The organism is Streptomyces toyocaensis (genome assembly GCF_000725125.1).
Classification (GTDB): Bacteria; Actinomycetota; Actinomycetes; order Streptomycetales; family Streptomycetaceae; genus Streptomyces; species Streptomyces toyocaensis.
Genome location: NZ_JFCB01000007.1, coordinates 110,146 through 134,830, shown reverse-complemented (window position 1 = coordinate 134,830; position 24,685 = coordinate 110,146). Strand labels below are relative to the sequence as shown.

At 67.3% G+C, this 24,685-nt stretch carries 32 protein-coding genes and 3 pseudogenes; 25 read left to right on the top strand and 10 right to left on the bottom strand.

Annotation, left to right across the window (positions count from 1 at the left end; translation table 11 throughout):
- Positions 1–13 precede the first annotated feature (13 nt).
- A complete protein-coding gene (locus BU52_RS10815) occupies positions 14–373 on the top strand; it encodes a VOC family protein (protein ID WP_037931923.1) in 360 nt (119 codons plus the stop codon).
- 29 nt (positions 374–402) lie between these two features.
- Here BU52_RS10815 and BU52_RS10810 read toward each other — a convergent pair whose 3' ends face one another.
- Positions 403–705, bottom strand: coding sequence for a hypothetical protein (locus tag BU52_RS10810; protein ID WP_037931922.1), 303 nt, complete (start codon positions 703–705; stop codon positions 403–405).
- 213 nt (positions 706–918) lie between these two features.
- On the opposite strand from BU52_RS10810, the gene BU52_RS10805 reads away from it, so the two are divergent.
- The 15 genes and pseudogenes from BU52_RS10805 to BU52_RS10735 all read left to right on the top strand — a co-directional run bounded on the left by BU52_RS10805 (position 919) and on the right by BU52_RS10735 (position 11,350).
- On the top strand, positions 919–1,347 hold the full coding sequence (locus BU52_RS10805) for an Hsp20/alpha crystallin family protein (protein WP_200881174.1): 429 nt from the start codon (positions 919–921) through the stop codon (positions 1,345–1,347).
- A gap of 123 nt (positions 1,348–1,470) precedes the next feature.
- Positions 1,471–1,962: a DUF2267 domain-containing protein gene (locus BU52_RS10800; protein ID WP_037931917.1), complete on the top strand. Its 492-nt coding sequence runs from the start codon at positions 1,471–1,473 to the stop codon at positions 1,960–1,962.
- A gap of 275 nt (positions 1,963–2,237) precedes the next feature.
- A complete protein-coding gene (locus tag BU52_RS10795; RefSeq protein WP_037931914.1) occupies positions 2,238–2,612 on the top strand; it encodes a VOC family protein in 375 nt (124 codons plus the stop codon).
- A 39-nt stretch (positions 2,613–2,651) separates the two neighbouring features.
- On the top strand, positions 2,652–3,233 hold the full coding sequence (locus BU52_RS10790; RefSeq protein WP_037931911.1) for a sugar O-acetyltransferase: 582 nt from the start codon (positions 2,652–2,654) through the stop codon (positions 3,231–3,233).
- 42 nt (positions 3,234–3,275) lie between these two features.
- Entirely contained in the window at positions 3,276–3,821 is a 546-nt protein-coding gene (locus tag BU52_RS10785; protein ID WP_037931908.1) for a TetR/AcrR family transcriptional regulator, read from the top strand.
- A gap of 114 nt (positions 3,822–3,935) precedes the next feature.
- Positions 3,936–4,343, top strand: coding sequence for a YciI family protein (locus BU52_RS10780; RefSeq protein ID WP_037931906.1), 408 nt, complete (start codon positions 3,936–3,938; stop codon positions 4,341–4,343).
- Between the two features lie 8 nt (positions 4,344–4,351).
- On the top strand, positions 4,352–5,497 hold the full coding sequence (locus tag BU52_RS10775) for an RNA polymerase sigma factor (RefSeq protein WP_037931903.1): 1,146 nt from the start codon (positions 4,352–4,354) through the stop codon (positions 5,495–5,497).
- A gap of 216 nt (positions 5,498–5,713) precedes the next feature.
- The gene (locus BU52_RS10770) at positions 5,714–6,229 is read left to right on the top strand and encodes a lytic polysaccharide monooxygenase auxiliary activity family 9 protein (protein WP_037931900.1); all 516 of its coding nucleotides are present in this window, start codon (positions 5,714–5,716) and stop codon (positions 6,227–6,229) included.
- Between the two features lie 316 nt (positions 6,230–6,545).
- Complete coding sequence (locus BU52_RS10765; RefSeq protein ID WP_037931897.1) at positions 6,546–6,923, top strand: DoxX family membrane protein; 378 nt, start codon at positions 6,546–6,548, stop codon at positions 6,921–6,923.
- 179 nt (positions 6,924–7,102) lie between these two features.
- A complete protein-coding gene (locus BU52_RS10760) occupies positions 7,103–7,876 on the top strand; it encodes a calcium-binding protein (RefSeq protein ID WP_037931894.1) in 774 nt (257 codons plus the stop codon).
- 251 nt (positions 7,877–8,127) lie between these two features.
- A pseudogene (locus tag BU52_RS10755) lies at positions 8,128–8,316 on the top strand (PPOX class F420-dependent oxidoreductase); the annotation flags it as partial.
- 247 nt (positions 8,317–8,563) lie between these two features.
- Positions 8,564–9,244 carry a DUF5701 family protein gene (locus tag BU52_RS10750; protein WP_037931891.1) on the top strand — a complete coding sequence of 227 codons (681 nt, stop codon included), beginning with the start codon at positions 8,564–8,566 and terminating at the stop codon, positions 9,242–9,244.
- Positions 9,245–9,379: 135 nt separating this feature from the next.
- Positions 9,380–9,922, top strand: a complete 543-nt coding sequence (locus tag BU52_RS10745; RefSeq protein ID WP_037931888.1) for a GNAT family N-acetyltransferase — start codon at positions 9,380–9,382, stop codon at positions 9,920–9,922.
- 9 nt (positions 9,923–9,931) lie between these two features.
- Complete coding sequence (locus BU52_RS10740; protein ID WP_037931885.1) at positions 9,932–10,696, top strand: class I SAM-dependent methyltransferase; 765 nt, start codon at positions 9,932–9,934, stop codon at positions 10,694–10,696.
- Positions 10,697–10,969: 273 nt separating this feature from the next.
- Complete coding sequence (locus BU52_RS10735) at positions 10,970–11,350, top strand: hypothetical protein (protein WP_051858104.1); 381 nt, start codon at positions 10,970–10,972, stop codon at positions 11,348–11,350.
- Positions 11,351–11,493: 143 nt separating this feature from the next.
- Here BU52_RS10735 and BU52_RS10730 read toward each other — a convergent pair whose 3' ends face one another.
- Complete coding sequence (locus tag BU52_RS10730) at positions 11,494–11,904, bottom strand: hypothetical protein (protein WP_037931882.1); 411 nt, start codon at positions 11,902–11,904, stop codon at positions 11,494–11,496.
- 582 nt (positions 11,905–12,486) lie between these two features.
- Here BU52_RS10730 and BU52_RS37130 point away from each other — a divergent pair.
- A pseudogene (locus BU52_RS37130) lies at positions 12,487–12,637 on the top strand (transposase); the annotation flags it as partial.
- 125 nt (positions 12,638–12,762) lie between these two features.
- A pseudogene (locus BU52_RS33435) lies at positions 12,763–12,981 on the top strand (SAM-dependent methyltransferase); the annotation flags it as partial.
- Between the two features lie 123 nt (positions 12,982–13,104).
- On the opposite strand, the gene BU52_RS32750 reads toward BU52_RS33435, so the two are convergent.
- Both BU52_RS32750 and BU52_RS10720 read right to left on the bottom strand, forming a co-directional pair.
- Positions 13,105–13,425 carry a hypothetical protein gene (locus BU52_RS32750; protein ID WP_157847867.1) on the bottom strand — a complete coding sequence of 107 codons (321 nt, stop codon included), beginning with the start codon at positions 13,423–13,425 and terminating at the stop codon, positions 13,105–13,107.
- A 134-nt stretch (positions 13,426–13,559) separates the two neighbouring features.
- Entirely contained in the window at positions 13,560–14,096 is a 537-nt protein-coding gene (locus tag BU52_RS10720; protein WP_051858100.1) for a hypothetical protein, read from the bottom strand.
- A 308-nt stretch (positions 14,097–14,404) separates the two neighbouring features.
- Between BU52_RS10720 and BU52_RS10715 the strand changes: the two genes are divergently transcribed.
- The gene (locus tag BU52_RS10715) at positions 14,405–14,776 is read left to right on the top strand and encodes a hypothetical protein (RefSeq protein WP_157847866.1); all 372 of its coding nucleotides are present in this window, start codon (positions 14,405–14,407) and stop codon (positions 14,774–14,776) included.
- A gap of 9 nt (positions 14,777–14,785) precedes the next feature.
- Here the strand turns inward: BU52_RS10715 and BU52_RS33430 are convergent, their stop codons facing one another.
- Positions 14,786–15,190: a transposase gene (locus BU52_RS33430; RefSeq protein WP_078903197.1), complete on the bottom strand. Its 405-nt coding sequence runs from the start codon at positions 15,188–15,190 to the stop codon at positions 14,786–14,788.
- Positions 15,191–15,198: 8 nt separating this feature from the next.
- Between BU52_RS33430 and haaA the strand changes: the two genes are divergently transcribed.
- The gene (gene haaA / locus BU52_RS36970) at positions 15,199–15,660 is read left to right on the top strand and encodes a HaaA family cyclophane-containing RiPP peptide (protein WP_327149120.1); all 462 of its coding nucleotides are present in this window, start codon (positions 15,199–15,201) and stop codon (positions 15,658–15,660) included.
- Positions 15,661–15,767: 107 nt separating this feature from the next.
- Here haaA and BU52_RS33420 read toward each other — a convergent pair whose 3' ends face one another.
- Entirely contained in the window at positions 15,768–15,986 is a 219-nt protein-coding gene (locus tag BU52_RS33420; RefSeq protein ID WP_078903195.1) for a DUF397 domain-containing protein, read from the bottom strand.
- Positions 15,987–16,832 (bottom strand): helix-turn-helix domain-containing protein, encoded by an 846-nt coding sequence (locus BU52_RS10710; RefSeq protein WP_037931877.1) that lies wholly within the window; start codon positions 16,830–16,832, stop codon positions 15,987–15,989. It lies immediately after the preceding gene.
- Between the two features lie 216 nt (positions 16,833–17,048).
- On the opposite strand from BU52_RS10710, the gene BU52_RS10705 reads away from it, so the two are divergent.
- On the top strand, positions 17,049–17,675 hold the full coding sequence (locus BU52_RS10705; RefSeq protein WP_037931875.1) for an ATP-binding protein: 627 nt from the start codon (positions 17,049–17,051) through the stop codon (positions 17,673–17,675).
- On the opposite strand, the gene BU52_RS10700 is transcribed toward BU52_RS10705, so the two are convergent.
- Positions 17,672–18,424, bottom strand: a complete 753-nt coding sequence (locus tag BU52_RS10700; RefSeq protein ID WP_037932153.1) for an HNH endonuclease — start codon at positions 18,422–18,424, stop codon at positions 17,672–17,674. The genes BU52_RS10705 and BU52_RS10700 overlap by 4 nt on opposite strands.
- A gap of 161 nt (positions 18,425–18,585) precedes the next feature.
- Between BU52_RS10700 and BU52_RS10695 the strand changes: the two genes are divergently transcribed.
- Complete coding sequence (locus tag BU52_RS10695) at positions 18,586–19,806, top strand: DNA cytosine methyltransferase (RefSeq protein ID WP_051858099.1); 1,221 nt, start codon at positions 18,586–18,588, stop codon at positions 19,804–19,806.
- Position 19,807: 1 nt separating this feature from the next.
- On the opposite strand, the gene BU52_RS33415 is transcribed toward BU52_RS10695, so the two are convergent.
- Together BU52_RS33415 and BU52_RS33410 are read right to left on the bottom strand one after the other, a co-directional pair.
- Positions 19,808–20,281, bottom strand: coding sequence for a very short patch repair endonuclease (locus BU52_RS33415; RefSeq protein WP_078903194.1), 474 nt, complete (start codon positions 20,279–20,281; stop codon positions 19,808–19,810).
- A gap of 37 nt (positions 20,282–20,318) precedes the next feature.
- The gene (locus tag BU52_RS33410; RefSeq protein ID WP_078903193.1) at positions 20,319–21,371 is read right to left on the bottom strand and encodes a NaeI family type II restriction endonuclease; all 1,053 of its coding nucleotides are present in this window, start codon (positions 21,369–21,371) and stop codon (positions 20,319–20,321) included.
- 669 nt (positions 21,372–22,040) lie between these two features.
- On the opposite strand from BU52_RS33410, the gene BU52_RS36795 reads away from it, so the two are divergent.
- From BU52_RS36795 to BU52_RS10680, 3 genes are all read left to right on the top strand, one after another.
- A complete protein-coding gene (locus BU52_RS36795) occupies positions 22,041–22,166 on the top strand; it encodes a hypothetical protein (RefSeq protein WP_268747605.1) in 126 nt (41 codons plus the stop codon).
- A 998-nt stretch (positions 22,167–23,164) separates the two neighbouring features.
- Entirely contained in the window at positions 23,165–23,830 is a 666-nt protein-coding gene (locus tag BU52_RS35255; protein ID WP_157847865.1) for a hypothetical protein, read from the top strand.
- A gap of 101 nt (positions 23,831–23,931) precedes the next feature.
- Complete coding sequence (locus BU52_RS10680; RefSeq protein WP_037931871.1) at positions 23,932–24,678, top strand: hypothetical protein; 747 nt, start codon at positions 23,932–23,934, stop codon at positions 24,676–24,678.
- Positions 24,679–24,685: the final 7 nt, after the last annotated feature.

The window sequence follows — 24,685 nt, the reverse complement described above, 5'->3', positions numbered from 1 at the left end:
GGAGCCGCAGCCCATGACCGTCCGCAGGATCATGCCGGACTTCCAGGTCGCCTCACCGGAGGCGCTGACCGCCCACCGGGACTTCTACGGCCTCCTCGGCTTCCAGGAGGCCATGGACATGGGCTGGGTGGTGACCCTGGCCTCGCCGGCCAACCCCACCGCCCAGATCAGCTTCTTCACCGAGGAACGCACGGCACCGGTGGTCCCCGACCTCAGCGTGGAGGTGGAGGACGTCGACGCGGTGTACGAGGCGGTACGGGCGTCCGGCGCGGAGATCGTCCGGGAGGTGGCGGACGAGGAGTGGGGCGTACGCCGCTTCTTCGTCCGCGACCCGGACGGCCGCGTGGTGAACGTCCTCACGCACCGCACCTGACGGCGCGGGCCCGCCGCACGCCCTGCGGCTCAGCCGCGCCGGTCGGCCACCGCCCAGGAGGCCAGCGCCACGGCTCCGGCCACCCCGAACACGGCGGGCCAGGCGCCCACCTTCTTCGCCAGCGGATGCGACCCCGCGAAGGCGGCGACGTACGCCAACGACAGCGCCCCCGCCGCCCCGCTGCCGGCCCGCTCCCGCCACTGCCGCGCCGCCGCGGTGCCGGCGGCGGCCAGGACGACCCCGCCCAGCGGCCGCTGCCGGGTCCAGCGGGCCACGCCGTACCCGCCGACGAGTCCGCTCGCGGCCACCACCGAACTGGGAACCTTCGCCATGTCTGCCTGCCTCCTGCCGCGCGCCGCCCGGACGGGCGAGTCTCACCGGCTTCGAGGCTAACGCCCAAGCCCGGGCGCCACGGACACGGCCCCGGCGACACGATCACGACGTCGACTTGAGTCGTGGCTTGTCAAGTTTCCTCCTCCGAGCTATATAAGAAGACGTAGACCAAGGGCATCGCACCGATGACACACAGAGAGGAGTGGACTGTGATGCTCATGCGTACCGACCCGTTCCGCGAATTCGACCGACTCGCGCAGCAGGTCCTCGGCTCCACCGCCGCCGCCCGTCCCTCGGCGATGCCGATGGACGCCTACCGGTCGGGGGACGACTTCATCGTCCACTTCGACCTCCCCGGCATCGACCCGGAAACCATCGAGCTGGACGTCGAACGCAACGTCCTCAACGTGCGCGCCGAGCGCCGTTCACCCGCCCCGGAGGGCGCGGAGACGGTGGTCGCCGAGCGTCCCACCGGCACCTTCACCCGCCAGTTGTTCCTCGGCGAGACGCTGGACACGGAACGCATCGACGCCTCCTACGAGGCCGGTGTCCTGACCCTGCGCATCCCGGTGGCCGAACAGGCCAAGCCGCGCCGCATCCAGATCACCGGCGGCGACAGCCGCAAGCAGATCGGCGGCTGACCGCAGCATCCCCCTCACGCGTCCCGCGGACACGGCCGTCCCCCCCGGCCCGTCCGCGGGACGCGCCCCACGCCTGTCCGCCCGCCGCGCGACCAAGGCCCCCGAGAAGGAGAGGAGCCGCACATGACCACACTGACCCCGGACAACCCCGCCCTCGCGAGCCCGCAGGCGGTGATCCCGGCCCCGGCCGGAAACCCTGACCGCCGCGGCCCGGACGACGGCTGGCGCGCGTTGATCGACGCGGTGCGGGAGTCGGGGCAGTATCCGACCAGGACGGAGGCGGAGAGCGTCACCCGCGTCGTCCTGTCCGCCCTCGGCGGCCACGTCGTCGGCGACGAACGCGTCGACCTGGCCCGCGCCCTGCCCGAGGAGGCGGCGAGAGTGGTCGCGTCCCAGATCCCGGCGACCCGCGAGCTCACGGCGGCGGAGTTCGTCGACTCCGTGGCGCTCCGCATCGAGGGCGCGACCCCGGCCACCGCCCGCTGGGACGTCAGCTCGGTCCTGAGCGTGCTGCCCGGGCTGGTGGGCGACGACCTGGTGAGCCGCGTCCTGGCCCAGCTGCCCCCGGGCTACGCCCTCCTCTTCGGCCGGGCGGAACTGGCCCCGCTGGGCTGACGGTCGGGTCGGGGCCCGGCCCACGGCCCCTCCCCCCACCGCCGGGTCCCACGGACCACCGGCATCCGCGCCCACCCCGCTCCACCACCCCACCCCGCTCCACCACCCCACCCCCTCGCGCGCCCTCGTCCGCCGCGCCCCGTACCGCGGCGCGCGAGGGCGCGCGGGCACGACCGGACCGGACGCACCGTAAATCGTTCGACGTCCCCCTCCCCGCTTGCGATCCTGCGAGCCGGAAGCCACCAGTGGCTCAACTCAACACACCCGGAGGACCGTTGAACCCCACCATCCGCCACCTCACCTTCGACTGCACCGGCGACCCGTACGACCTCGCCCAGTTCTGGAGCGCGCTGCTGGGCAGGCCCCTCGCCGACGACGACAAGCCGGGTGACCCGGAGGCCCTGATCGCGGATCCGGAGGGTGGTCCCGGACTGCTGTTCGTCCGCGTGGAGGAGGGCAAGACCGCCAAGAACCGGCTGCACCTCGACCTGCGCCCGACGGGCCGCACCCGCGCGCAGGAAGTGGCCCGCGCCCTCGACCTCGGCGCCCGGCTCCTGGCCGACCGCACCCGCCCGGACGGCAAGGGCTGGGTCACCCTCGCCGACCCCGAGGGCAACGAATTCTGCATGGAGCGGGGTGAACTGGGCTGACCCTGCGGTACCGGCGGCCGTGAGCGTACGATCGTACGCATGGCGACGGACCACTTCGCGGACGATCCGCGCACCAACCTCGAACGGATGCTCGCCGGCGACCTCTACATCGCCGACCACCCGGACATCGCCCGCCTGCAGCGGCAGGCGATGCGGCTCGCGGCCCGCTACCAGGCCGCGTACCTCGACGACCCCGCCGAGGCCAGGACGCTCCTCACCGAGCTCCTCGGCTCCGCCGGGGAGGACATCGACGTACGCCCGCCCCTGTACGTCGACTACGGAACCAACATCAGCATCGGCGACCGTACCTTCGTCAACTACCACCTGACCGCGCTGGACGTCGCGCGCATCACCATCGGCGAGGACTGCCAGATCGGCCCCAACGTCCAGCTCCTCACGCCCACCCACCCCGTGGAGCCGGAGCCCCGCCGCGCCAAGCTGGAGGCCGCGCTGCCCATCACCATCGGCGACAACGTCTGGCTCGGCGGCGGAGTCGTCGTCTGCCCCGGCGTGACCATCGGCGACAACTCCGTCATCGGCGCCGGCGCGGTCGTCACCAAGGACATCCCCGCCGACGTCGTGGCCGTGGGCAACCCGGCCCGCCCCGTCCGCACCCTTTGATCCCCGACCCCCGACCCCCGACCCCGGAACACGCACCCCGCCATGGCCACCGGACACACCGACCCGCACCGCCGGGACCGCATTCTCGCCGCCACCCTCGACCTGATCGCCGAGGAGGGCGTCGCCGGTGTCTCCCACCGCAAGATCGCCGCGCGGGCCCAAGTCCCCCTGGGCTCGATGACGTACCACTTCACCGGCATCGACGAAGTGCTCCTCGAGGCGTTCACCGGCCACGCCGACCACGTGGTGACCGTCTTCGAGCGGTACCTCGCCGACGCCACCACCCCCGACCAGGCCCGGGAGGCGGTCACCGACCTCATCCACACCCTCTCCGACGCCCCGGGCCGCGACCTGATCCTCACCCAGGAGCTCTACACCCTGGCCGCCCGCCACGAGCCCTACCGCGCCCTGTGCCGACGCTGGATGCGGCGCAGCCGCGACCTCCTGGAACGGCACTTCCCCCCGCCCACTGCCCGCCGGCTCGACGCGTTCATCGAGGGCCTGACCCTCCACCGCGCCCTGGACGACGACCCACCCGACCGTGACCTCACCCGGGAGGCGGTCCTGCGCCTGACCGCGCTCCCGTAGGCCGGAGAAAAAGACCGGAAGGACATGTCGTCGGCGATGTCGAGAACCCACGTCCGGCTCCGTCCCCGAGGTGAACGCGACCACAATGGGTCGTACAGCACCGAGGAGAACACGATGGCCAAGTACCTGCTGCTCAAGCACTACCGCGGCGCACCGACTCCCCCGAACGACGTGCCCATGGACCAGTGGACGCCGGAGGAGATCTCGGCCCACATCCAGTACATGAACGACTTCGCGGCCCGGCTGGAGAAGACCGGAGAGTTCGTCGACGGCCAGGCGCTGGCCCCCGAGGGCACGTGGGTCCGGTACGACGGCGAGGGCCGCCCGCCGGTCACCGACGGCCCGTTCGCCGAGACCAAGGACCTCATCGCCGGCTGGATGGTGATCGACGTCGACAGCCACGAACGCGCCGTCGAGCTGGCCGGGGAACTGTCCGCCGCCCCCGGTGCGGGCGGGAAGCCGATCCACGAATGGCTCGAGCTGCGCCCGTTCCTGACCGCGCCCCCCACCATCACGGAGTGACCTCCACGATGAACGAGGACCTGCTCAGAAGCCTCACACCGAGCGTCCTCACGATCCTCGTCCGCCGCGGAGCCGACTTCGCGGCGGCCGAGGACGCCGTCCAGGAGGCGCTGGTCGAGGCGGTCCGCGTGTGGCCGGCCGGCATGCCCCGCGACCCCAAGGGCTGGCTGGTCACCGTGGCCTGGCGCAAGTTCCTCGACGCGACCCGCGCGGACACCGCCCGCCGTCGTCGCGAGGACCGCTTCGACGAGGAGCCGGCCCCCGGGCCCGCGCCCGCCGTGGACGACACGCTCCAGCTCTACTTCCTGTGCGCCCATCCGGCGCTGACGCCGTCGTCCGCGGTCGCGCTCACCCTGCGCGCCGTCGGCGGGCTCACCACCCGCCAGATCGCCCGCGCCTACCTGGTCCCCGAGGCGACCATGGCGCAGCGCATCAGCCGGGCCAAGCGCACCGTCTCCGGTGTGCGGTTCGACCGGCCCGGCGACGTGGCCACGGTGCTGCGCGTCCTCTACCTCGTCTTCAACGAGGGCTACTCCGGCGACGTCGACCTCGCCGCCGAGGCCATCCGGCTCACCCGCCGCCTCTTCGCCGCGATCGACCACCCCGAGGTGGCGGGGCTGCTCGCCCTCATGCTGCTGCACCACGCCCGGCGCGCCGCCCGGACGGCGCCCGACGGCAGCCTGGTGCCGCTCGCCGAGCAGGACCGTGGCCGGTGGGACACCACGTCGATCGCCGAGGGCATCGGGATCCTCCAGGCGGCACTCGCCCGCGACCGGCTGGGCGAGTTCCAGGCCCAGGCCGCCGTCGCGGCCCTGCACGCCGACGCACCCACCGCCGAGGAGACCGACTGGGTGCAGATCGTCGAGTGGTACGACGAACTCGTGCGCCTGACCGACAGCCCGGTCGTCCGGCTCAACCGCGCGGTGGCCGTGGGCGAGGCCGACGGCCCGCGCGCCGGTCTGGCCGCGCTAGCGGAGCTGGACGATTCCCTGCCCCGCCACACCGCGGTGGCCGCGTACCTCCACGAACGCGACGGCGACCTCGCCAGGGCGGCCCGGCTGTACGCCGAGGCGGCCCACAAGGCACCCGACCTCGCCGAACGCGACCACCTGACGCGCTGTGCCGCCCGCCTCAACACCCGCCTACGCGGCTGACGTGCGGTCAGCCCGCGTCTCAGCGTGGGTCTGAGCGCGAGCCGTTGTCGCCGCTCCGCCGTCCCGGTGTCCGACCACTAGCTTGGTCTAGACCAAGCGCGCTATGCTTCCCTCGCCGCCCATGGTCGTCCCCATGGTCCATGGAGGCTCTGCTTGACATGCTCACGCCTGTCTGCCTACCGGGTCGGCGGGCACCAACCCCCCACAGGAGTTGTCATGAAGAGCAAGAAGATGCTGGCCGCCGCCATCGGCGCGGGGATCGCCCCGCTCCTGGTCGTGAGCCTGCCGGCCGGCAGCGCGAGCGCGCACGGCTACATATCCTCGCCCCCCAGCCGGCAGGCCCAGTGTGCCGCCGGCCTGGTCCCCTGCGGTTCCATCAAGTACGAGCCGCAGAGCGTCGAGGGCCCGAAGGGCCTGATGAGCTGCAGCGGAGGCAACGCCCGCTTCGCCGAGCTCGACAACGACAGCAAGGGCTGGAAGGTCACTCCGGTCAGCCGGACGACCAGCTTCAACTGGCGGCTGACGGCCCGCCACGCCACCAGCACCTGGCAGTACTACGCGGGTGGCCGGAAGATCGCGGAGTTCAACGACGGTGGCGCCCGGCCGGGCGCCACCGTCACCCACCAGGTGAACTTCGGCAGCCTGACCGGCAAGCAGAAGGTGCTGGCCGTGTGGAACATCGCCGACACCGCCAACGCCTTCTACGCCTGCGTGGACGTGAACGTGAGCTGACGCGGAGCCCCACCACCCGGCCCCGCCCGGGCCGGCCGGTGTCCCGGTGCCCGGAGCGGACGGTGTGCCGCCCGCTCCGGGCACCGGGTGTGCCTCCTCCTCTCCCGTCCGCCCGACGGCCGGGAGCCTTCGGACCACGGCGTGCGAGCACGTGCGAAAGGTGGGTACGACGGTGGCGAGAGTCGGTGAGCGGAGCCAGCACCCCCCTCGGGGACCCGCCCCGGAGGAACCCGGGGACGGCGGGCGGGGCAGCCGGGCCGCCCGGTCCCTGGCCGGCCGGATCCAGCGACGCGGCCCGGGGCTCCTCAGAGTCTGCGTGGGCACGGTGTTCCTCTGGTTCGGCGTCCCCAAGTTCTTCCCCGCGGCCAGCCCCGCCGAGGGGGTCGCCGTCCGGGCCGCGTCGAAGCTCACCCTCGGCCTGCTGCCGCCGGACGTGGTGCTACGCGTGCTGGCGGCGTCCGAGACGGCCATCGGCCTCGGCCTCGTCACGGGAGTGCTGCTCCGCGTGGCCCTGGTGGGGTTCTTCGCCCACATGGCCGGCGTCTTCTCCGCGCTCCTGCTGCTCCCGGGGGAGATGTGGCAGGGGGACGCGCCGGTCCCCACCCTGGAGGGCCAGTACATCATCAAGAACGTCGTCCTCGTCGCGGCCTGTCTCGTGGTGGCGGCCGACGAGTGGGGCCGGCCGCCGCCGTGAGGACGTCCGGGCACCGGGGCGCCCGACGCGACTCGGTGGCGCGTCCCGGACACCCCACGGGCCGACCCTTGTTCGACAGGGGCGGCCACGCGGACGCTGCGATCACGACCGCCCGCCAGGTCCCCGGCAGCCGACCCGGACAGGCCGGCCCACCATCCGCCCCACCGAGACGAGGTCCCATGAACCGCCACGGAGCCACCGCCCGCGCGATCGCCGTGACCCTGCTCGCCACCGGCCTCGCCGCCGCCCCGGCTGCCGCCGCCCCCGCCGCCACGGCGGCGAAGGCGCGCGTCGGCGCCGACTGGGCGACTCAGTCGATCGTCTTCACCGCCGCCGCGGGACGGGCCAGCGACCTCCACGTGATCCCCATGGATCTCGGCGCCGGAGTCCGGCGGATCGGGTTCCGCGACGCGGTCCCCCTCGACCCCGGCGACCACTGCGCGTACCTCGAACCCGGCGACGACACCTTCGTCGTCTGCGAGCTGCCCACCGGCAGCTCCCGGCCGGACAGGATCGACATCTTCCTCGGCGACGGGGACGACACGGTGGTCACCAGCGACCCCGGGGTCGCCACCGTCCGTGGCGGCCCCGGCGACGACGAACTGCACGCCCACACCGCGCACACGGTACGGGGCGACGCGGGGGACGACGTGGTCATGGGACGCGCGGTCCTGGACGGCGGCGACGGCACGGACCACCTGATGGGCGACGACAGCGGCCAGCGGCTGTGGGGTGGCCGGGGCGACGACATGATCGAGGCGTACGGCGGTGCGGACATCGTCCACGCCGGCCCGGGCGACGACCACGCCATGGGCGGGGACGGCCACGACATCGTCCTCGGCGGCCCCGGCGACGACACACTGCACGGTGAGAGCGGCGACGACCTGGTCGGCGGCGGCCCCGGCAAGGACACCGTCGAAGGCGGCCCGGGCCGCGACGTCGTCCTCCGGTAACAGGCGCGCGGCGGCCGGATGCCCGGCGGGACGAGAAGCCGGCGCACCGGATCGCCGACGCCGTGACCGACCCGGAGCCGGGCGCGCCGCCCGGGGCAGGGTGAACGTCGAGGCGCCGACGGACGCGCCGTTCCACAACCTGCTGTCCGAGAACGCCTGGACGACGGGCGAACCGCGGACACCTCTGCGGCGCGACCTCACGGAGCCGGTGGAAGACCCCGGGCGAGCGGATCGAGGTGACCGGCCCGGACCGGGAGGTCTCCGACGTCACGACGACCCCCGGCGACGCGGTGGGCCGCGAACTCCTCGCGACGATCCCGCAGTCCGCGAGACCGGAGGACGAGGACGCCTTCCTCGGGCAACTGGTCGACGAGCGCCGGGTGGTGATCCGCCTGAAGGTGGACCGGCTGTACGGAACGGCACTCGACATCGAGGGCTAGAAGCTCCGTCCCCGGACGTCGTGCCCCGGATCTCCTGCCGTGGGGTGCGCATCCGTGGCGACATGCCGACACCCACCACGCCGAGGAGGCACCCCCATGACCGACACGGGCAGTCCAGAGCAGGTGCGGGAATTCGGCCCGGCCCAGTGCGATCACGGGACCGGGGGAAGGCCGCAGCGGCGGGAACGTTCCGGCGAGGCGTTTCGTTTCCCCTGGGCCCATCCACGTTGCTACCCCTGGGAGTATCGTGCCCGAAACCACGCACGCCACCTCCGCTGTTCTCCCCGCACTCCCGGCCCTGAGCGCGCAGGCCGAGCGACTCATCGAGCTGGGGGTGCACGAGTTAGCAGGGCTGCCTGCCGTCGAGCTTCGCACCTTCGCCGCAGCCGCCGAGGCCCCTGCGGGCGGCGAAAGCGCCCTGCTCGCCGTTCACCCGGACCAAGCCCCTGCCTCCGCCCTGGCGCCGCTGCTCCGCCGTGACGGCAAAGCGGGCTTCGTGGTCACGGACATGCCGGATGTCGACCTCTTCGCCCCGCTCGACACGGTCGTGCTGCCCGACGCTCCGCTCTACCTCCTCACGGGCCTCGACCGTGGCGACCAGATGGCCAACTGGAGTCCGAACGAGGCGCTGCCCGCCCTCACCGCGGAGGCCCGGACCCCATTGCTGCTCACCGAGGGCATCCACTGGGTGATGCAGCAGCCCGCCGTCCTGGAGCGCAACCACTGCTTCATGACCATCGGCTCTCGGTTGCGCAAAGCCAACGGCGCTCTGGACGCCCGCACGCCGGCACTCTGGATCAGCAACGGCACCGGGCGCGATGGCCGCGAGCGCCGCAACGCCCCCAAGGTCGGCTGGTGCTGGGCGGGCAACCGTCACACCTGGCTGGGCTTCGCCTCCGCAACGGGCCGTCGGGTCCAGAACCTGTGAGCAGCCGTGTTCGGGCGGGGCGGAGGCTGCGCAGCCAGATGACCGTGCCGCGCAGCTGGAGCCCCGCTTCGAAGCTCTCCGGTCTCTTGTCGTAGCGGGTTGCCGCCGGCCGACCCGGTCGGATAGGAAGCTCGCATGCTCAGAGGCAGCAAGGTCGGGCTGAGGGCCCGGCACGAGGAAGACATCCCGATCCTGCGGACCGAGCTCTACGACGACGTGGTCAACGGCTCGCGGGCCGAGGGCGGACCGTGGCGGCCGATCACACCCGGCTCGAAGGACCCACGGCTCGTGCCGGACGACACGGATCAGAGGCACGTCTCCTTCTCCGTGGTGGAGCTGAACGGCGGCACGCTGGTCGGCATGGCGACGCTGTGGGGCATCGACCACCACAACCGGTTCGCCCACATCGGCCTCGGCCTGCTCCCGGCCGCCCGCGGAAGGGGCTACGGCACGGACGTCGTGGCGGTGCTGTGCCACTACGGCTTCATCGTGCGGGGCCTGCAGCGGCTGCAGATCGAGACGCTCTCGGACAACACGGCGATGCTCCGCTCCGCCGAGCGCAACGGCTTCGTCCGCGAGGGCGTACTGCGCTCCTCGGCGTGGGTGCTGGGCGAGTTCCTGGACGAGGTGGTGCTCGGACTCCTCGCCCACGAATGGAAGCCGGACGCGACGGCATAGGCGGCGAGGATGGACGGACCGACCGACGTGACCGAGAGCTGTGCCCGACCCCCAAAACCGTACGTGGCGAACGACTACGACAACTTCGCCGAGGCGTACGCGGCGGAGACCGAGAACAATCCGGTGAACGCGTACTACGCCCGGCCCGCGATGCTGGCCCTCGCCGGAGACGTGGCCGGCCGCCGCGTCCTGGACGCCGGCTGCGGCGCGGGCCCCCTGACCGCCGCCCTGCGCGACCGCGGCGCCGTCGTCACCGGCATGGACGCCAGCACTGGGATGCTGGCGCTGGCCAGGCGGCGGCTGGGTGAGGACGTCGCCCTGCACCAGGCCGACCTGGGCGAGCCCCTGCCGTTCGAGGACGGTGCGTTCGACGACGTGGTGGCGTCGCTGGTCCTGCACTACCTGGAGGACTGGGGACCGACGCTCTCCGAGATCCGGCGCGTGCTTCGTCCCGGCGGCCGGCTGATCGCGTCGGTCGACCACCCCTTCGTGGCCTACACGTTCACGGATCCCCCGCCCGACTACTTCGCGACCACCAGCTACGCCTTCGACTGGACGCTCAACGGCCGTCCGTACCCGATGAGGTTCTGGCGCACGTCACTCCACGCGATGACCGAGGCCTTCACCACCGCGGGCTTCCGCATCACCACCATCAGCGAGCCCCAACCCGACCCGGCGGCCCGCGACCTGTTCCCCGAGGCCTTCCGGGACCTTTCGACGAAGCCGTGTTTCCTGTTCTTCGTGGTTCAGTTGCCTCCGACGGCCACCGGCTGACGTCAGTCAGGGCCTCGGGGATGGCTCGCGTAAGTGTGCCCGTGACCGTTTTTGTGAGGGTCTCCGTACGCCCTTTCCTCGTCCTGCGCCAAGGACAGAAGAGGCCACGTGTGAGCAGTGATTGGCGTGGATCCGCTCTTCCGGACCGGGTGACCGTGTTGGCATGATCATGCCTATTCAGATGCAGGCGGTGCATCTCTCGCCGGCCCTTGCCTACGACTGGCGAAAGCTGTCGGACCGCGGAAAAGGCCTGGACGACCATCAAGGAGACCTATGAAGCTCAGGCAGTATGTGTGCGTCCTCCTGGCGACCACGGCGACGGCGCTAGGCGTAACAGTGGCCGCACCCCATCAGGCCGCAGCCGACACCGCCTACGGTTGCGGCTACCCGCAGGTCTGCTTCTACGACTCACCTGAGGACTGGCAGGCCCGGCGCTGGGACGCGGCCTACAAGGACATCACCTCGACCTATCAGAACCTCACGCCTCAGGCGTACGGGAGCTACGCGATCTACAACTCCCGCAATGATGACGGGGTACTGCTTCACCACACCGACGGTTGGACCAAGTGCCTAGGCCCCGGCGGGGTGATGACCTACGGCCTCGCCGTGGTCGACAAGATCCGCATCATGAATTCACCCACCTGCTCCTACTGACCTGCTCCCAGCGACCAGGTCATTCGTAAGGGGCCGCCGACGATGCCGGCGGCCCCTTACGCTTGGTGCAGCAGTTCGTCGGAGATCCGGTTACCGGTGGTGATCCTGCGGCTCTCTCCGCGGCCCCGCAGGGGAGTGGGGACTTAAGGAATCACCACGTACGGGCTGTAGTAGTAGGCGCCGCTGTTGACGTCCTTCATTCGCACTCTGCAGGATCCCTGGTCTCCGACCGAGAAGACGAAGCTTCTCCGCTGACCTGCCGAGATGGAGAAGGCGCCGTTGTCGTCCTTCTGGAACCCGTTGATGCACATCAGTCTGAACCGCACGGTCACAGTGGAACCCGAGATCTTCTTGTAGGCCGCGTCGTATCCGTCGGGGGAACCCGAGATGCCAGTGGCGCAGAGGTCACCATTCGTGAGGTACGAGCACTTCGTCGGGCCGTAGGCGAGGGTGCCCGTCGTTCCGGCCTGGGCTTGGGTTGCGGAGAAGGCCGTGAGCGGTACGGCGCAGGCCGCTGCGAGTACGAGAGAGCTCAGCTTACGACGGAGTGTCATGTGTCGATCCTTTCGTGGGTGGATTTTCCTGTACGCTGGCGCACTTCTTGCCCGCCCGCCCGCACTTCCGGGCCGGGCGGTTTTCGCTGCCCGTCTGGCGGGCGGACAGCTGGGACTGATTCATGGTGACGCCGTGGACCGACCGCCTCGCACCTCAGCCGTCGTCAGCCCCGTTGCCGTAGCCGTCGGGCAACTCTGAGACGGTGATGTGCTACGTGTGGACGCCGAGATCGTCATCCCTTGGATCGCAGGCTCGAAGCAAGGTGCCATAACCGCATGCCTTGACGAAATCGACTGCGGTTCCATTGACGTGGACGACCGCCCTCACGTCCGCCACGGTTGCCGGGACGGTGGCGAAGAGTGCCCCCTGCACCGCCGCCGAACAAGCGGCCCCGCTACGCGAAACGACACGGCCATCTGACCCCTCTGACTAGGTGATGGAAGCCCGGCCTATATGTCACTCATGGGCACGCTCTGCACCTTGTAATGCGCATGATCATGCCGTGGTAATCGCCCTCCCGGGTAGGCGAAAACCGGACGGTGAGTCCAGGGTCTACTGGCTGGTTACTCACTTGCGGATTCCCGGGGCCGGCCTGTCGGACCAAGACCGGTGGGCGGGCGGAGAAGAGCTGCGACGGGACGTCGTGGACGCGATTCGCCGCATCGTCGACAGCGGCGCCGGTTGGCTGGCCCTACCTGCAATTCTCCGCCCTGGAAAACCGCTTACGGGTTTCCTCTGGCGGGTTCACCCGTACTGCCCTCGACCGACCGCTGTCCCCACCCGGTGACGGTGATCGTCAACTCCAGTCGGTCAAGGCCGCCGCCACCGTCTCCAAAATCATCCGTTGGGCGCTCAACGGCCGTCCATACCCGATGAGGTTCTGGCGCACGTCACTCCACGCGATGACCGAGGCCTTCACCACCGCCGGCTTCCGCATCACCACCATCAGCGAGCCCCAACCCGACCCGGCGGCCCGCGACCTGTTCCCCGAGGCCTTCCGGGACCTTTCGACGAAGCCGTGTTTCCTGTTCTTCGTCGTCGAGACACCGCAGAAGACCACAGGCTCGGACGCCTGACCAGTCGCGGATCACAGACGAGGCCAGAGCCGGACCACGGTGACGATGTCGACGAAACCCGTCAGCCCGGCAGCAGACCGCGCGGGAGCCCTTCGGACTCCCGCGCGGTCGGGTACCCGCTCCTCAGGAAGGCACCTGGATGCTGGCTGTCCACCGGACCCGGTCAGCGGTCTCGATGTGAAGGCGTCCCTTCCTACCCTCGGCAAGGTCGAGCTGGTTCACGTTGATGCGGGCCTCGTCGCTGGGGCAGTCGACGGTGAAGGCGCCCACGGTGTCGATCGTCAGGGTGAGCTTGCCGGTCCCGGTGTCCGACAGGCAGTTCACGTTCACCCAGGAGACCCCCTCGACGAGCCGGACCGGCCCCAGGTCCCAGTCCCCTCTGCGCGGACCGCCGGAGGCGACTTCCTTGTAGCCGGGCCGTACGTCCGGAGGACGGAGCGTCACCGCGGCTGAGGATGCGGAGGAAGTGGTGGGAGAGGGCTTGTCCGTGTCCGCTTGCCCGCTGTTGGTGCAGCCGGTGGCAGCCACCACAAGGGCGGCTGTGAGCGCCGCGACCCTGACGGGGCGGAGAGAGAACATCAGCTGCTGCTTTCCCAGTAACGGAACCCGACGGCCTTGTTCACGACTTTGACCTTCCCTGAGGTTCGCTGACTTTTACGGCAGTTGGGAAGCTCGTAATACTTCTCCCACGTTGCCGAATGTCCCCAGGAGCCGTACTGGGTGTTCCCGTACTTCTGAGCGGAGATGTTCCGGCGGTAGGAGTGGTCCGATCCCCAACTGACCTCTTTGGCCGCCTCGGCGCTCACTTCCACCTTCGCCTGTGCCACGGCGTAGTCAACCGTTACGCCCGCAGTACCACTGACCTTCGTCGTGGCGGTCTCGGAGGTCGTCCGTGTGACGAGCATGGTGCCACCCGGGCCGTCCTTGTAGATCGGACCCTTGCCTATGTGGGTGGCCTTGTAGCCGTACACGTTCTTCCGCCAGCCGCCGCTGCAGACAGCTGTGGGAGCCAGGTCCCCGTCGTCGGCGACGGCGGAGGCCGGGGTCGAGAAGGAGCCGGCTATCGCCGCACAGAATATTGAAGCGTAAATCTTTCGAGAATAAACAATCGCCATCGATTCCCCCGCTTTCGCATCCCACGGTTCTCATTCTTTGCCGGGTGGTCATTTCCGGCTTCGGGAGTCAAGCACGGTGGTGATATGACCAGCGAGTGAACTGAGCTTCTCTTGAGCTGATGGCTTCGCGGTCGAACTCCGATGATGGGCACCGCTTTCGCAGCGACTGCGTGACGGTCGAGAGGATGGACGACGTCCGTTCCCTCCGGCGGGCCACCGCCGAGCAGCGCCCCCTGGGGCGTTTCCTGCGGATCAGAGGACGTTCCGTCGCTGACGGGCCGCAGCACCGACGCAGTAGACTCGCACTCTTGTACAGCGCGTTTGGGGGCGACGTGGCAGGTGACGGCATCAGCTCTGCAAGAGCGAGGCGTATCGACTTCGGCGTGACGATGCTGTTTGGCGCGGTGTACGCCAGCGCGTTGTTCCTCGTCGTGACGGGCTTTACCGTGGAACCGAGTGGTTGCGGAGGTCGCTTTCGTACTTCGTGCTCAGGCGGGACGTACTGGCGCCTTGGTGTCGGCTTCAGTCTCATGGCGGTAGTTGCGCCTGTGCTGCACAAGGTCGTGCCGAGTGTCCCGTTCGAGCAGGGCGTCGGTCGAACGGGGGCGATCACCGCTCTGTTGCTGGGCGCAACGGCCGGTATCGGCCTGACCTTGGCGGTTGTTCGAGCGGTTGCCTGAGGCGTTGAGTCACCTCGTGGACCAGATGAAGATTCCAGCGATGTGATGTGCGGCGAGGTAGACGGTGGCGGTCTTGTCGTATCGGATGACGAGGCCGAGCCATTGCTTGAGGCGGTTGATGCACCGCTCGACCGTGTTGCGCTGTTTGTAGGCGTCGCGGTCGAAGGCGGGCGGTCTGCCTCCAGCACTCCCGCGGCGCTTTCGGTTGGCGATCTGATCGGAAGGCTGCGGGATCGCCGTACGCGCACCTCGGCGCCGCAGGTGCTCGCGGATGGCCCGGGACGAGTACGCCTGATGGGCGGTGAAGCGGGGCCGCTGACGCTCCGGGGTACTCGCAGGCGGGCCATGACCTGTGTGAAGGCGGGTGCGCCACCGGCCTGACCTGGGGTGAGGTGAAGCGCCAGCGGTCGGCACCCCGCCGGATGTCCAGCACGAACCGTGCGCGCCTCGATCCCCTCACTGCGTCCCAGGGGCACCCGGAACACGATGCTGTGACCGCGTGGCCGAGGGCCCGAGAGCACCGCGGCTTCCCTGCGCGAGGCGCTGGAGACCTACCAGCGCCTGGGAGCGCGGGCGGAGGCCGACGCCGCCCGGGAACTGCTGGCTATGCAACCGGGATGACGGACAACTGTGGCTGGTTCGTCCATGCCCCGGAGGTCCCCGGCACCGCTACGTTTCGAGCCGAGACCGCCCTTCGCCCGCCGACGCCTTCAACGCCCCGTCCCACGCAGGGCGCCGCCGTTCTGACCCGTGTCGCGTACCGCGTCCGTCAACGGCTCCAGACGGAGCAGGCCATGACCGCACAGTCGGGCGACGGCGGGCACGCCGCCTCGCTGACCCCGCCCCCGCCGCTGTGGGCGCACGCGCTTGAAAGCTCACAGTGAGGATGCCGCGCCCTTCACGGCCTTCATCCTCAAGGTCGCCAACCGCTGCAACATCGACTGCGACTACTGCTACGGCCCGCGCCACATGGCCGCCCTGCTCGACGCAGTTATATATCCAGAACCGGTTGAATACACCTCAGTTCCTCCACAAAGCATTGCCATGCACCCGCTCTAACGAAGACGACAGAGCTGCCCAAATCCTTGGAGTCGCGTATGAGTACGCCGTACGGGACGTGGGCGCACTCCACACACTCGGTTGTGTTCGCGCCGCTGTAAGAGGACTTGAACCAGGTGAGCTCATGAGGTGCGGGAGGACGGGCGGGCATCTACAGCTCCTTGCGTGCGCGGTGGATCAAGGCGGAGGAAGCCTCCATGTCCAACGCTTGTGCGCGAAGGTACTCGAACGCAAGTCTGTATCGGTCCAACTCCTCGTCCTTCTCCAAGAAGAGGGAGCCGGTGTGGAAGTCCACGTAGACCACGTCGAGGGCCGACTCGGTACCACCGATGATCACGAAGCTGCCGAGAGCGGCACCATGGGCGCCGTTCGAGAACGGCAGTACTTGCAAGGTGATGTGTGGTGACTCGTTGACGTCGAGAAGTCGTCCGAGCTGTTCCCTCATGGTCTCCGGCGAGCCCACGACCCGGCGGATCACGGACTCGTCGAGGATGGCCCACAGCCGGAACGGCTTCGGCCGGGTGAGGATCTCCTGGCGCTTCATGCGGATGTCCACCAGCCGCTCGATCTCGGCCGGTTGCAGGGGGACCTCGTTGGCCTTCTGGAGAGCGGTGCTGTAGGCGCGGGTCTGGAGAAGGCCGGGGACGTAGACGCAGGAGAAGTGGTCCTCGCGTACAGCCTCGTCCTCAAGGGTGAGCAAGAGGTTCATGCTCTCCGGGATGGAGTCGGCGAATGAGCTCCACCACCCTTGTTGCTTGGCGTCCTTCGCCAGACGCACCACGGCTTCCCGCTCAGCGTCGGTGGCTCCGTACTCACGGCACAGCGCGTCCACGACGATCCACTTCACCGGTCCCGCCTGTGTCTCGTACCGGCTGACCGTTGCCTTCGATACGCCGACCAGGCCGCCGGCCTCCTCCAGGGTCATTCCTTTGCGGGCGCGCAACTTACGGAGCATGGCACCGAGTTGGCGACGGCGTGTGGTGGTCCGTACGGACATGAAACTCCTCAAGCGCTCACCCGGGCAGGCGCTCGGGGTGTGAACAGGCTAGGTAGCGCGGCAGCCGACTCCCTAAGCGATTCACTCGATCGAGATGCGTGAGAAGTTACATGGCGAGACTTCTCTGTGTCATTCTCGGTGACGGACAGCTACGCAGTGCAGCCGTTGGGACACGGCAGGCGCAGCATGCGCGTGGCACGGGAGGGAGAACCGCTTATGCCTGGGATCGACATTGAGGACCGCCAGCGCCGCTGTGTCCTGCCTTTCGAGGCGCTGCCTGCGGAAGTACGTCTGCTGCGGCGGGCCGCCGTTGTGCAACTTGGCCGCTGGGGCGTGCAGACCGCCGGCGACGCGACGCAGCTCGTCGTGACGGAGTTGGCGACGAACGTCATCAAGCACGTGGGTGAGGGCTCGCCGGCGACCCTGATTCTGGAGTGGAAGCGCGAGCGTCTGCGCGTCGAGATGCACGACAAAAGCAGTTCGCTGCCCACGCTCCGCACCGCCGACTGCGAGGCTGAGTGCGGCCGCGGCCTGCACCTGCTCGCCGCCATGGCCGTGGACTGGGGGACCGCCATCACAGCACTGGGCAAGGCGGTGTGGTGCGAGATTGAGCTGGGCTCGGACGCCGTGTGCCTGCGTATGGAGCGGGCCATCGACGCGCTGGAGAGCTACCGGAAGCGCGGCGGGTCCGTACTGCACGGGCGATGCGGGGCGGTCCTGGAGGAGTCAGCCGTCGAGCTGATCGCTGACCTGCTGCATTGGACATCCGCGCGGGGCCTGGATCCGGACGACATCCTGGACCGGGCGCAGATGCACTACGAGGCCGAAGCGGACGCTGCCTAGTGAGCGGTCGTCTCGGCGGCGGGCTTTCGCATCAACTCCCGAAGAGCAGCTGGGGTACGCCAGGATTCTCCGGGGCGGCTCCTGTGACACATGCGGTGGCAGTTGGCACACAGGCATGCGAGGTCGTCCAACCGGGTCTCTCTGGCCCCGGCGACATGAAGAGGAGTGACATGGTGCACCTCGATGTAGCCGTCCCCCAGCTCTCCGTAAGTGCGAGCAAAATCGAAGGTGCAGACCTCACACCGCAGGGGAAGCCCTTGGCGCCGTACACGCTCTACTTTCCGGGCGCGAAGGCTGGGGTCTCGCTCGCGGAAGAGCGCCCGGCGGACGAGGAGACGCCCCTCGACTGCCGTCGCCCCTGTCTCATCGACCTCGTCGGGTTGCGGCGGGATGAGATGCAGCTCACCAGAGCTGATGCTTTCCGTAATGGCTCGAGCTGCCTGGCACATCTCAGATTCGCGCTCAGTGAAAGCCTGGATCATGAGCAGGGTTGGCTTGCCGCATCGCGTGGCCTTACCGGCGTACGCGCCGTGGTTCGTCATGAAATCTGTGGTCTTGCGGCTCACGCTGTCCGGGGACCTGAAGCCCGGCAGGGCGCGGGCTTCGGCGGTATGAAGCGGCAGCGAACGCAGCAACTCCGAGAGCTCCTGTACCTCCGGATCCCTGGTACGCAGCTCGCGCCAGCCGTTCCTCGCGACCAGAGCCCCGGCAAGCACAAGCTCATCCTCGGTCCAGGCAGGTATCCGCATGAGCAATATCGTATGAGCGTTCGGCGTGACCAAGGGTGCGTTCCTGGAACCGTGAGGCGTGTTGCACACTTGGTCCGGTCTCGTTGTCAGTGGGGTCTGTCACCCTCAGTGATGGTAGATCGCAAAGTGTGTCTGCCACTGCATGGCTGTAAGGAGGGGGCATGACCCGCACACAGGAAGCCCAGGGCGCCAGTACGACACCCATGGAGCCGCAGTTCACCTCGATCGAGATCTGTGCTGGAGCTGGTGGGCAAGCCATCGGTCTCCACCAGGCAGGCTTTGGCCACCTGGCGTTGGTCGAGATCGACGCGCACGCGGTCGAAACGCTCAAGCTGAATATCGAAGACCACGAGGTATGGGCGTGGGAAAGAGAGCACTGCGACGTTCTGTCAGCAGACGTCAAGGAGTTCGACCCCTACCGAGATGTGCAGAAAAGTTCCGAGCTGTTGAAAATGCGAGGACTGGACCTGCTGGCCGGCGGCGTGCCGTGCCCTCCGTTCTCCCACGCAGGGAAGCAACTGGGCAAGGATGATGAGCGAGACCTATTCCCGCGCATGCTGGAGCTTGTCGGGATCCTCAAGCCGCGCGCCGTCATGATCGAGAATGTCCGTGGAATTATGGATCCGAAGTTTTCGGATTATCGTGACTGGATTATGGCCAGGCTTCAAGGTGGTGTATACCGCGGTGATGACGGTCAGATGACTGAGGAGTCTGGCCTCGGTTACACCGTCGCACACTGGGGAGTCCTCGAAGCCAGTGACTTTGGAGTGCCGCAGCTGAGGCCTCGCGCTATTCTTGTAGCCTTCCGTGATGACATCATCACGGACTTGAAGTACGAGTGGCCTGCGGCTACGCATGAGGAACCTGTGAGTATTGCTGAGGGGCTTCAAGAGTCGATGCTTGAGCGATACTCACGGTACTTTGAAGGGGCCCAATCGAAACGGGCGCATGCAGCCTATGAGAAGTGGTTCAAGAAGGCGAAGGAGCGAGACGAGGAGCTCAGAGGAAAAGGCGGAGGGGTTGCTCCCACCCTTGTAGGCGGCTCGAAGAAGCATGGTGGTGCAGACCTTGGTCCGAGCCGTGCGAAGGCGGCTTGGAGGCAGCTCGGTATCTCCGGCATGGGCGTGGCCAATGATATCGACACCTGCAAGGTGAAGCAGACCGAGGAACGTGACCTATTTGGCCCCGACGGGCCGATGCTCACGGTGCGACAAGCTGCTATTGTTCAGGGATTCCCGACAAGTTGGGACTTCTTCGGCGGAAAGACTGCGCAGTACCGGCAGGTGGGTAATGCTTTCCCCCCGCCGGTAGCGAAGGCTGTTGGCCAGTCGATCGCCGATGTGCTCAAAGCAGCGCAGGAGCGTGACCAGTCCGAAAGCTGATTCAGTCGCGAGATTTCGCCTGCTGCACCGCACGACGGTGCCTCTGGACTTCATCCGCAATACGCACAGCACAGTCTTCCGGCGACTCGTGTTCCCAGAATCGGAGGACCGTCCAGCCAGCTTCGGTTAGACGCTGGTCGGTGTCCCGGTCGCGGGCTATGTTGCGGGCGACCTTGTCTGACCAGTAACCAGGGTTAGTCCTCGGCGGGATGTAGTGCTCAGGGCATCCATGCCAGTAGCAGCCATCGATGAAGACAGCCACCTTCGCCGGACGGAAGACCATGTCAGCCGTCCGGCGAAGCTTGGGCAGGGGCCTGGCTGCAACCCGGTACCGTAGACCATGAGCATGAACCAATCGCCTGATCAGCTTCTCAGGCGTGGTATCGCGACTGCGGATGGCCTGCATGTTGCGTCGGCGGGCGGCTGATGAGGCCCAGGAACCAGCCGGTGGCTCCCAGGCCTCCTTACTGACCATCCCGGCCTCCACTGTTTCTCGGTCGCTGTCCGGTTGATCAGGATTCTTCTTCACCGGTGACCTTTGGTAGGCGGGGCGCTGTCACCACGGGATCGTCTGCCGTCGCGAGGACCCAGTGGCGTCCTTCCAGCTCAACGTGCGGACGGTCACTATGGTGAGGCATGGCCTCAGCTACCCGGAAGCTTACAAACTCTCCTCGCTGCGGCACCTCGGCTCCAATCTGCCGGGCGATCTCCTGATGCTTGCTGTAAGGGCCGACTATCACGATGCCCTCTTTGCGGAGCTCCGTTCGAGCTCGACCCTTGCCTTCCCGTAGACGCGCCATGTAATCGAGTTGCTGCGCCGCAGTTCTGATGGAGCCCCGCCCAATGCGGCGGTTCTGAACGCTGCGAAACAATTCGATAACACGCTTCTGGCCCTGGCGAGACCCATTGGTGAGGATTCGATTACGTGTGGCTTCAGGTAGATGGAGAAGTACATTCTCTGGCAGGTGCGCGTCACGCCAGATCCAGTGCACCTTATCCTCGCGGTGCTCTGCTTTCAAGGTCAATTTCTTGTCGCGGTTACTGCCGCTGTTAAGCCATTCTTTGCGTACTCGAAAGATCCCTGCACTCCAGCGGCTCTTGTAATCGTCTGCCCATACGAGAAGGCACAGATAACCCATGGCCTCGGGTGGAATCATCCACCCTCCGAAGTCCTGGGAAAACTTGCAGTCTACGTCTACTCCTAGGATCCGGTAGTCCATAGGGTGCTGGTCGTAGGCACCTACGTCACCGCCGTCGGCGAACTTGAACTCGCGTTGCAAGTTGATCTCGACAAGGGTGCCGGCGTGGGTCTTCTCTGTTTTGAGCAGTTGCTTCCATGCGTACCGTCCAGTCGCCTCGCCATTCAATAGCTGGTCAATAGTGTCGCGGAGGACGGCAGCGAATCTCTTTCCGTCTGGATCGAGTGACTGGATGTGATCGGCCACCTTCTTGGCGTCAAGGTCTTGTTGGATCAATTCCTTGTGTGCAATCCAGGTGGCTGCCTGGGTGCTGACATCTTCGTCGAAAGGTAACAATTTTTGTCCTTTTGGTGTCAGGTGACGCATTTGAGAAATCGGTAATGCTGTTGTATGGCGCGTTAAAGCTTCTGTGCTTATCGCGACGCGGCTACCGGGGCTGGAGTTGCGTCCATATGACACGAGTGAAAGTCAACACCATTCCTCCGGCGAGCGTATAGAAATCATGCAGCGCAGTCGGCAGCGAGCAGCCGAGAATCGCCTCAGTCTCCGCTAGTTCAGCCCGAGGTGTGTCGTCGCCGCCGGTCAACAGAGCACTCCCGGAACCAGCAAAGCTGCCGGTGAAGGCCCACCCCCGCTCCCGCTCGGGAACCCGCCGTCTAGCCCCTCGGCCACGTTGAAGCTGCCACTCATGCAACGCAAGGTATCGGAAGCCCAGCCGCATCACCGAGGGACCATCGGGCCACCCAGGGAGAGCCACGCACCGGACCGGTCGGCAGCTCACCAGAGTGCCGGCATGGACCCGAAAGCCACCCCGTCAGGTTCGCCGTAGCCGAGTACGAGACCATCCCCGGCCTGCCGTCCTTCGTGTGGACGACCACCACCCGGCCCGGACCCGCCGGGTCGTGGTGCAGGACCACCGGCATGCCCGCGTGCAGGGGGTGGGGCTCCTGGTTTGAGGGGGTGCGGCTGTACGTCTGGGTGGATGGGGCAGCCGGGCGGTCGACGGGCGGGCCCTGATGACGGACCTGCGGGGGGATGGACCGCCGGGGCCTCGCGGCGGGCGCTGCGGGCCACCTCGCCGCGGGTGCGCACACCCCGGACGGCAACGTCCGCTTCGTGGAGGTCACGCCGTCGAAGTGGCCCGGCCCTCGGCACGAGTAGCCGAGTTCACTGCGGTAGCGCGGTCAGCCTGGACGACATCGGTGATTGAGTACCCGCTCCGTCAGCTCACGGCGATGACGAGGCATCCCCTGCCTTACTGCTACGGTCCTCTGCGTGGCGCTCCCGGCCTCTATGGAGCGGTCCGTTGCTCTGCGGGTGCAGCTGATGGACGAGGTTCTTGACTGCGTCGCGCGGTCCCTCCGGGTGCGCTTGCTCCCGGGCACGGTGGTGCGCAAGCGCCGGTCCGTGAGGCTCGGACGAACCAGTGATGTGGCGGGCCGACGAAACCGGCCTCCTGCCGGCCTCTCCCGTGGGAAGCGCCGTGCTGAGTGAGGCACCCGAACTGCCGGAGGCGTGGTGGGGGGCGTTGAACGCCTTGCCCGTCCCACTGGCGGCTCATGAGACGGGACGAGTCGCCACGCCTGACACCGACACCCTCACGCAGGAACTGGTCACCGAGTCCATCCGCGGTGTCTTCCCTGGATGCTTCGACGCGACCGTCCAGCGATGGTTCCCGTCCACGCGGACCTGAACTGGGCCGATGTCACCGCTTCAGTGTTCAGCCTCTTCGACTGGGCGGGCTGGGGGAATGCGCCACAAGGGCTGAACTCCGTCTCGCTGTGGACGAGTTCGCTCGCCGTCCCCGCCCTGGCCGATCGCGTACGGCGCGATATTGAGAGCCGGGACGGCAAGCTGTTGACGCTGTTCGTCTGCGCGAAGATTTCTGGGCCGTACGCGCACCCGGAGGACCCCGACTGGAGCCCGCGTGGCGCACGGCCATCAGGTCGTCGAGGAGCTTCAGACGGGCTGACCGCCACCGAACCAGTGGTCACGCTGAGGAGGCCGACTGCCTCACCCGTTCGGAGTAGCTGATCGCGCGGATGGCGACCCACCGGTCATGGTGGATATCAGGGCGCCATGACGCATTCGAGCGGCAATCCCGTGTGAGCGGGGAATGCCTGCCGAACGAACCGCACGCAAATATTCAAGGACGTCTGATGCGACGACTGAAACTCGACAAGGTAATCGCAGATGCAGGTGGATTCAAGTTGCCGGACGATTCCGAAATGTCGGATCACCTCTGCTTGCTCTTGGATGAATGTGCCGGTCTGATTTCGAATGTCACGTTCACTCCAAAGAGCGATGGTCAAGCGGCTCGTCTATGGCTCGGCCCCATGGAGATCACTTACGATCCAAAATATTCCTACGGCAAGACGTACACCGTGGACGTCGCGTTCAGGACGTCATGCATTCTCCATGAGCTCATGCACTTGAGCGTGAACAAGAAATATCACCGGCCTGCCGGAGGCGGGGACGCCGAGCTTGTGAACTTCAACTTCTCCACCGATGACCAAGTTGCCGGCCAGTCCGACATTGCTCGGCAAAACTTGGAGCGACTGCTCAATGTTGCGAACGGTGACAGCAAGCTCGCGAAAACTCCTCTCCTCGATCATTTTCGCGTGCGCATAGAATACGGCTCAGGTTACCCGATGTGCGAATACGACACAGTGCTTCTGGATCTTCTTTCGTATGCAAGACTTCAGGGGGTCGACGCGCAGAACAGTCGAGCGTGCGTGTACGTGACCATGCTCTCCGAAGAAAGTGAAAAGCGTCGGATCGAGGGCTGTGGTGACATTCGACCGGTGGATGTTCCGAGGAGTTGATCCTTGTGACCGGTGAGCCGTATGCCCTGCCGCCGAGTGAAGCCACGCACCATGTCCTGGAAGCTGGCTGGAAAAGGCTCCTTTCGTGAAAGGTGAAGAGGATGAGCATGCTGCGGGATGCCGTGAAGGCAGCCGACGCGTCAGGTGAGATCAGCGGCGACGTCAAGGAGAATCTCACGCTTCTGATGGAGCTCGCCGAATCGAAGTGTCACGAATGGCTGGCGAACATTGAGAAGGATCTCGCCTCGGGGAAGATGGGGGACGACCTGTACATCCCCATCACGAGGGTCGTCGGGCGAAAGACGGAGAGTCGCTCTGCAGTCGCGCAGGACGTAAGTAGCATAGCGAGCACCACCGCGCAGAAATTGGCCGCGCTGTTCGGTGGTGAGACCCCGATCCTCACGACCATCGGGGGCCTGGTGGAAGACGCTTTTCGCGAGATCATGGGGGCGGGAATGGGGAAGGAGCAGGATGTCGAAGTGTACTCGGTGATCGCAGAGGATCAGGCGATCGTCCGGTACGATTTCGCTTTCTGGGGTCGCAACATCAATACCCAATCACTGCTCGCCTACATGGAGACGGTCTCCAGTTGCGTTGTCGTCAGGTCTGCCGTGGACTGCAAGAAACTGGAATTCAACGAGTTTCTCTCGGTCTACGGGTCGGTCCTGAGCAAAGCCTATCCGGACGTGTCGCAACGTAAGGAGAAGCTGAAAGAGGCTCAAGACATCTACGAGAAACTATCGGGTCGGCCGGTCTCCGTCGACATCGGAGAGCTCCAGTCGTTGACCGCGAACGCTCCCTCGTTGATCCGGGTCGGAGCTCGCTCGGACGGGACTCTGCCCATCTGAGAGGAGC

What these genes read in the sequence shown, in the direction of transcription:
- BU52_RS10710 (WP_037931877.1), bottom strand. Translation starts at nt 16,832, where the DNA reads ATGTCCGTACGGACCACCACACGCCGTCGCCAACTCGGTGCCATGCTC.
- BU52_RS10760 (WP_037931894.1), top strand. Translation starts at nt 7,103, where the DNA reads ATGAACCGCCACGGAGCCACCGCCCGCGCGATCGCCGTGACCCTGCTC.
- BU52_RS10730 (WP_037931882.1), bottom strand. Translation starts at nt 11,904, where the DNA reads ATGACACTCCGTCGTAAGCTGAGCTCTCTCGTACTCGCAGCGGCCTGC.
- BU52_RS10785 (WP_037931908.1), top strand. Translation starts at nt 3,276, where the DNA reads ATGGCCACCGGACACACCGACCCGCACCGCCGGGACCGCATTCTCGCC.
- BU52_RS10745 (WP_037931888.1), top strand. Translation starts at nt 9,380, where the DNA reads ATGCTCAGAGGCAGCAAGGTCGGGCTGAGGGCCCGGCACGAGGAAGAC.
- BU52_RS10775 (WP_037931903.1), top strand. Translation starts at nt 4,352, where the DNA reads ATGAACGAGGACCTGCTCAGAAGCCTCACACCGAGCGTCCTCACGATC.
- BU52_RS10810 (WP_037931922.1), bottom strand. Translation starts at nt 705, where the DNA reads ATGGCGAAGGTTCCCAGTTCGGTGGTGGCCGCGAGCGGACTCGTCGGC.
- BU52_RS10770 (WP_037931900.1), top strand. Translation starts at nt 5,714, where the DNA reads ATGAAGAGCAAGAAGATGCTGGCCGCCGCCATCGGCGCGGGGATCGCC.
- BU52_RS10720 (WP_051858100.1), bottom strand. Translation starts at nt 14,096, where the DNA reads ATGGCGATTGTTTATTCTCGAAAGATTTACGCTTCAATATTCTGTGCG.
- BU52_RS10800 (WP_037931917.1), top strand. Translation starts at nt 1,471, where the DNA reads ATGACCACACTGACCCCGGACAACCCCGCCCTCGCGAGCCCGCAGGCG.
- BU52_RS10815 (WP_037931923.1), top strand. Translation starts at nt 14, where the DNA reads ATGACCGTCCGCAGGATCATGCCGGACTTCCAGGTCGCCTCACCGGAG.
- BU52_RS10780 (WP_037931906.1), top strand. Translation starts at nt 3,936, where the DNA reads ATGGCCAAGTACCTGCTGCTCAAGCACTACCGCGGCGCACCGACTCCC.
- BU52_RS33420 (WP_078903195.1), bottom strand. Translation starts at nt 15,986, where the DNA reads ATGCCCGCCCGTCCTCCCGCACCTCATGAGCTCACCTGGTTCAAGTCC.
- BU52_RS10705 (WP_037931875.1), top strand. Translation starts at nt 17,049, where the DNA reads ATGCCTGGGATCGACATTGAGGACCGCCAGCGCCGCTGTGTCCTGCCT.
- BU52_RS36795 (WP_268747605.1), top strand. Translation starts at nt 22,041, where the DNA reads ATGGACCGCCGGGGCCTCGCGGCGGGCGCTGCGGGCCACCTCGCCGCG.
- BU52_RS10695 (WP_051858099.1), top strand. Translation starts at nt 18,586, where the DNA reads ATGACCCGCACACAGGAAGCCCAGGGCGCCAGTACGACACCCATGGAG.
- BU52_RS33415 (WP_078903194.1), bottom strand. Translation starts at nt 20,281, where the DNA reads ATGGTCAGTAAGGAGGCCTGGGAGCCACCGGCTGGTTCCTGGGCCTCA.
- BU52_RS10740 (WP_037931885.1), top strand. Translation starts at nt 9,932, where the DNA reads ATGGACGGACCGACCGACGTGACCGAGAGCTGTGCCCGACCCCCAAAA.
- haaA (WP_327149120.1), top strand. Translation starts at nt 15,199, where the DNA reads ATGTCCAGCACGAACCGTGCGCGCCTCGATCCCCTCACTGCGTCCCAG.
- BU52_RS10700 (WP_037932153.1), bottom strand. Translation starts at nt 18,424, where the DNA reads ATGCGGATACCTGCCTGGACCGAGGATGAGCTTGTGCTTGCCGGGGCT.
- BU52_RS33410 (WP_078903193.1), bottom strand. Translation starts at nt 21,371, where the DNA reads ATGCGTCACCTGACACCAAAAGGACAAAAATTGTTACCTTTCGACGAA.
- BU52_RS10680 (WP_037931871.1), top strand. Translation starts at nt 23,932, where the DNA reads ATGAGCATGCTGCGGGATGCCGTGAAGGCAGCCGACGCGTCAGGTGAG.
- BU52_RS10790 (WP_037931911.1), top strand. Translation starts at nt 2,652, where the DNA reads ATGGCGACGGACCACTTCGCGGACGATCCGCGCACCAACCTCGAACGG.
- BU52_RS10735 (WP_051858104.1), top strand. Translation starts at nt 10,970, where the DNA reads ATGAAGCTCAGGCAGTATGTGTGCGTCCTCCTGGCGACCACGGCGACG.
- BU52_RS35255 (WP_157847865.1), top strand. Translation starts at nt 23,165, where the DNA reads ATGCGACGACTGAAACTCGACAAGGTAATCGCAGATGCAGGTGGATTC.
- BU52_RS10805 (WP_200881174.1), top strand. Translation starts at nt 919, where the DNA reads ATGCTCATGCGTACCGACCCGTTCCGCGAATTCGACCGACTCGCGCAG.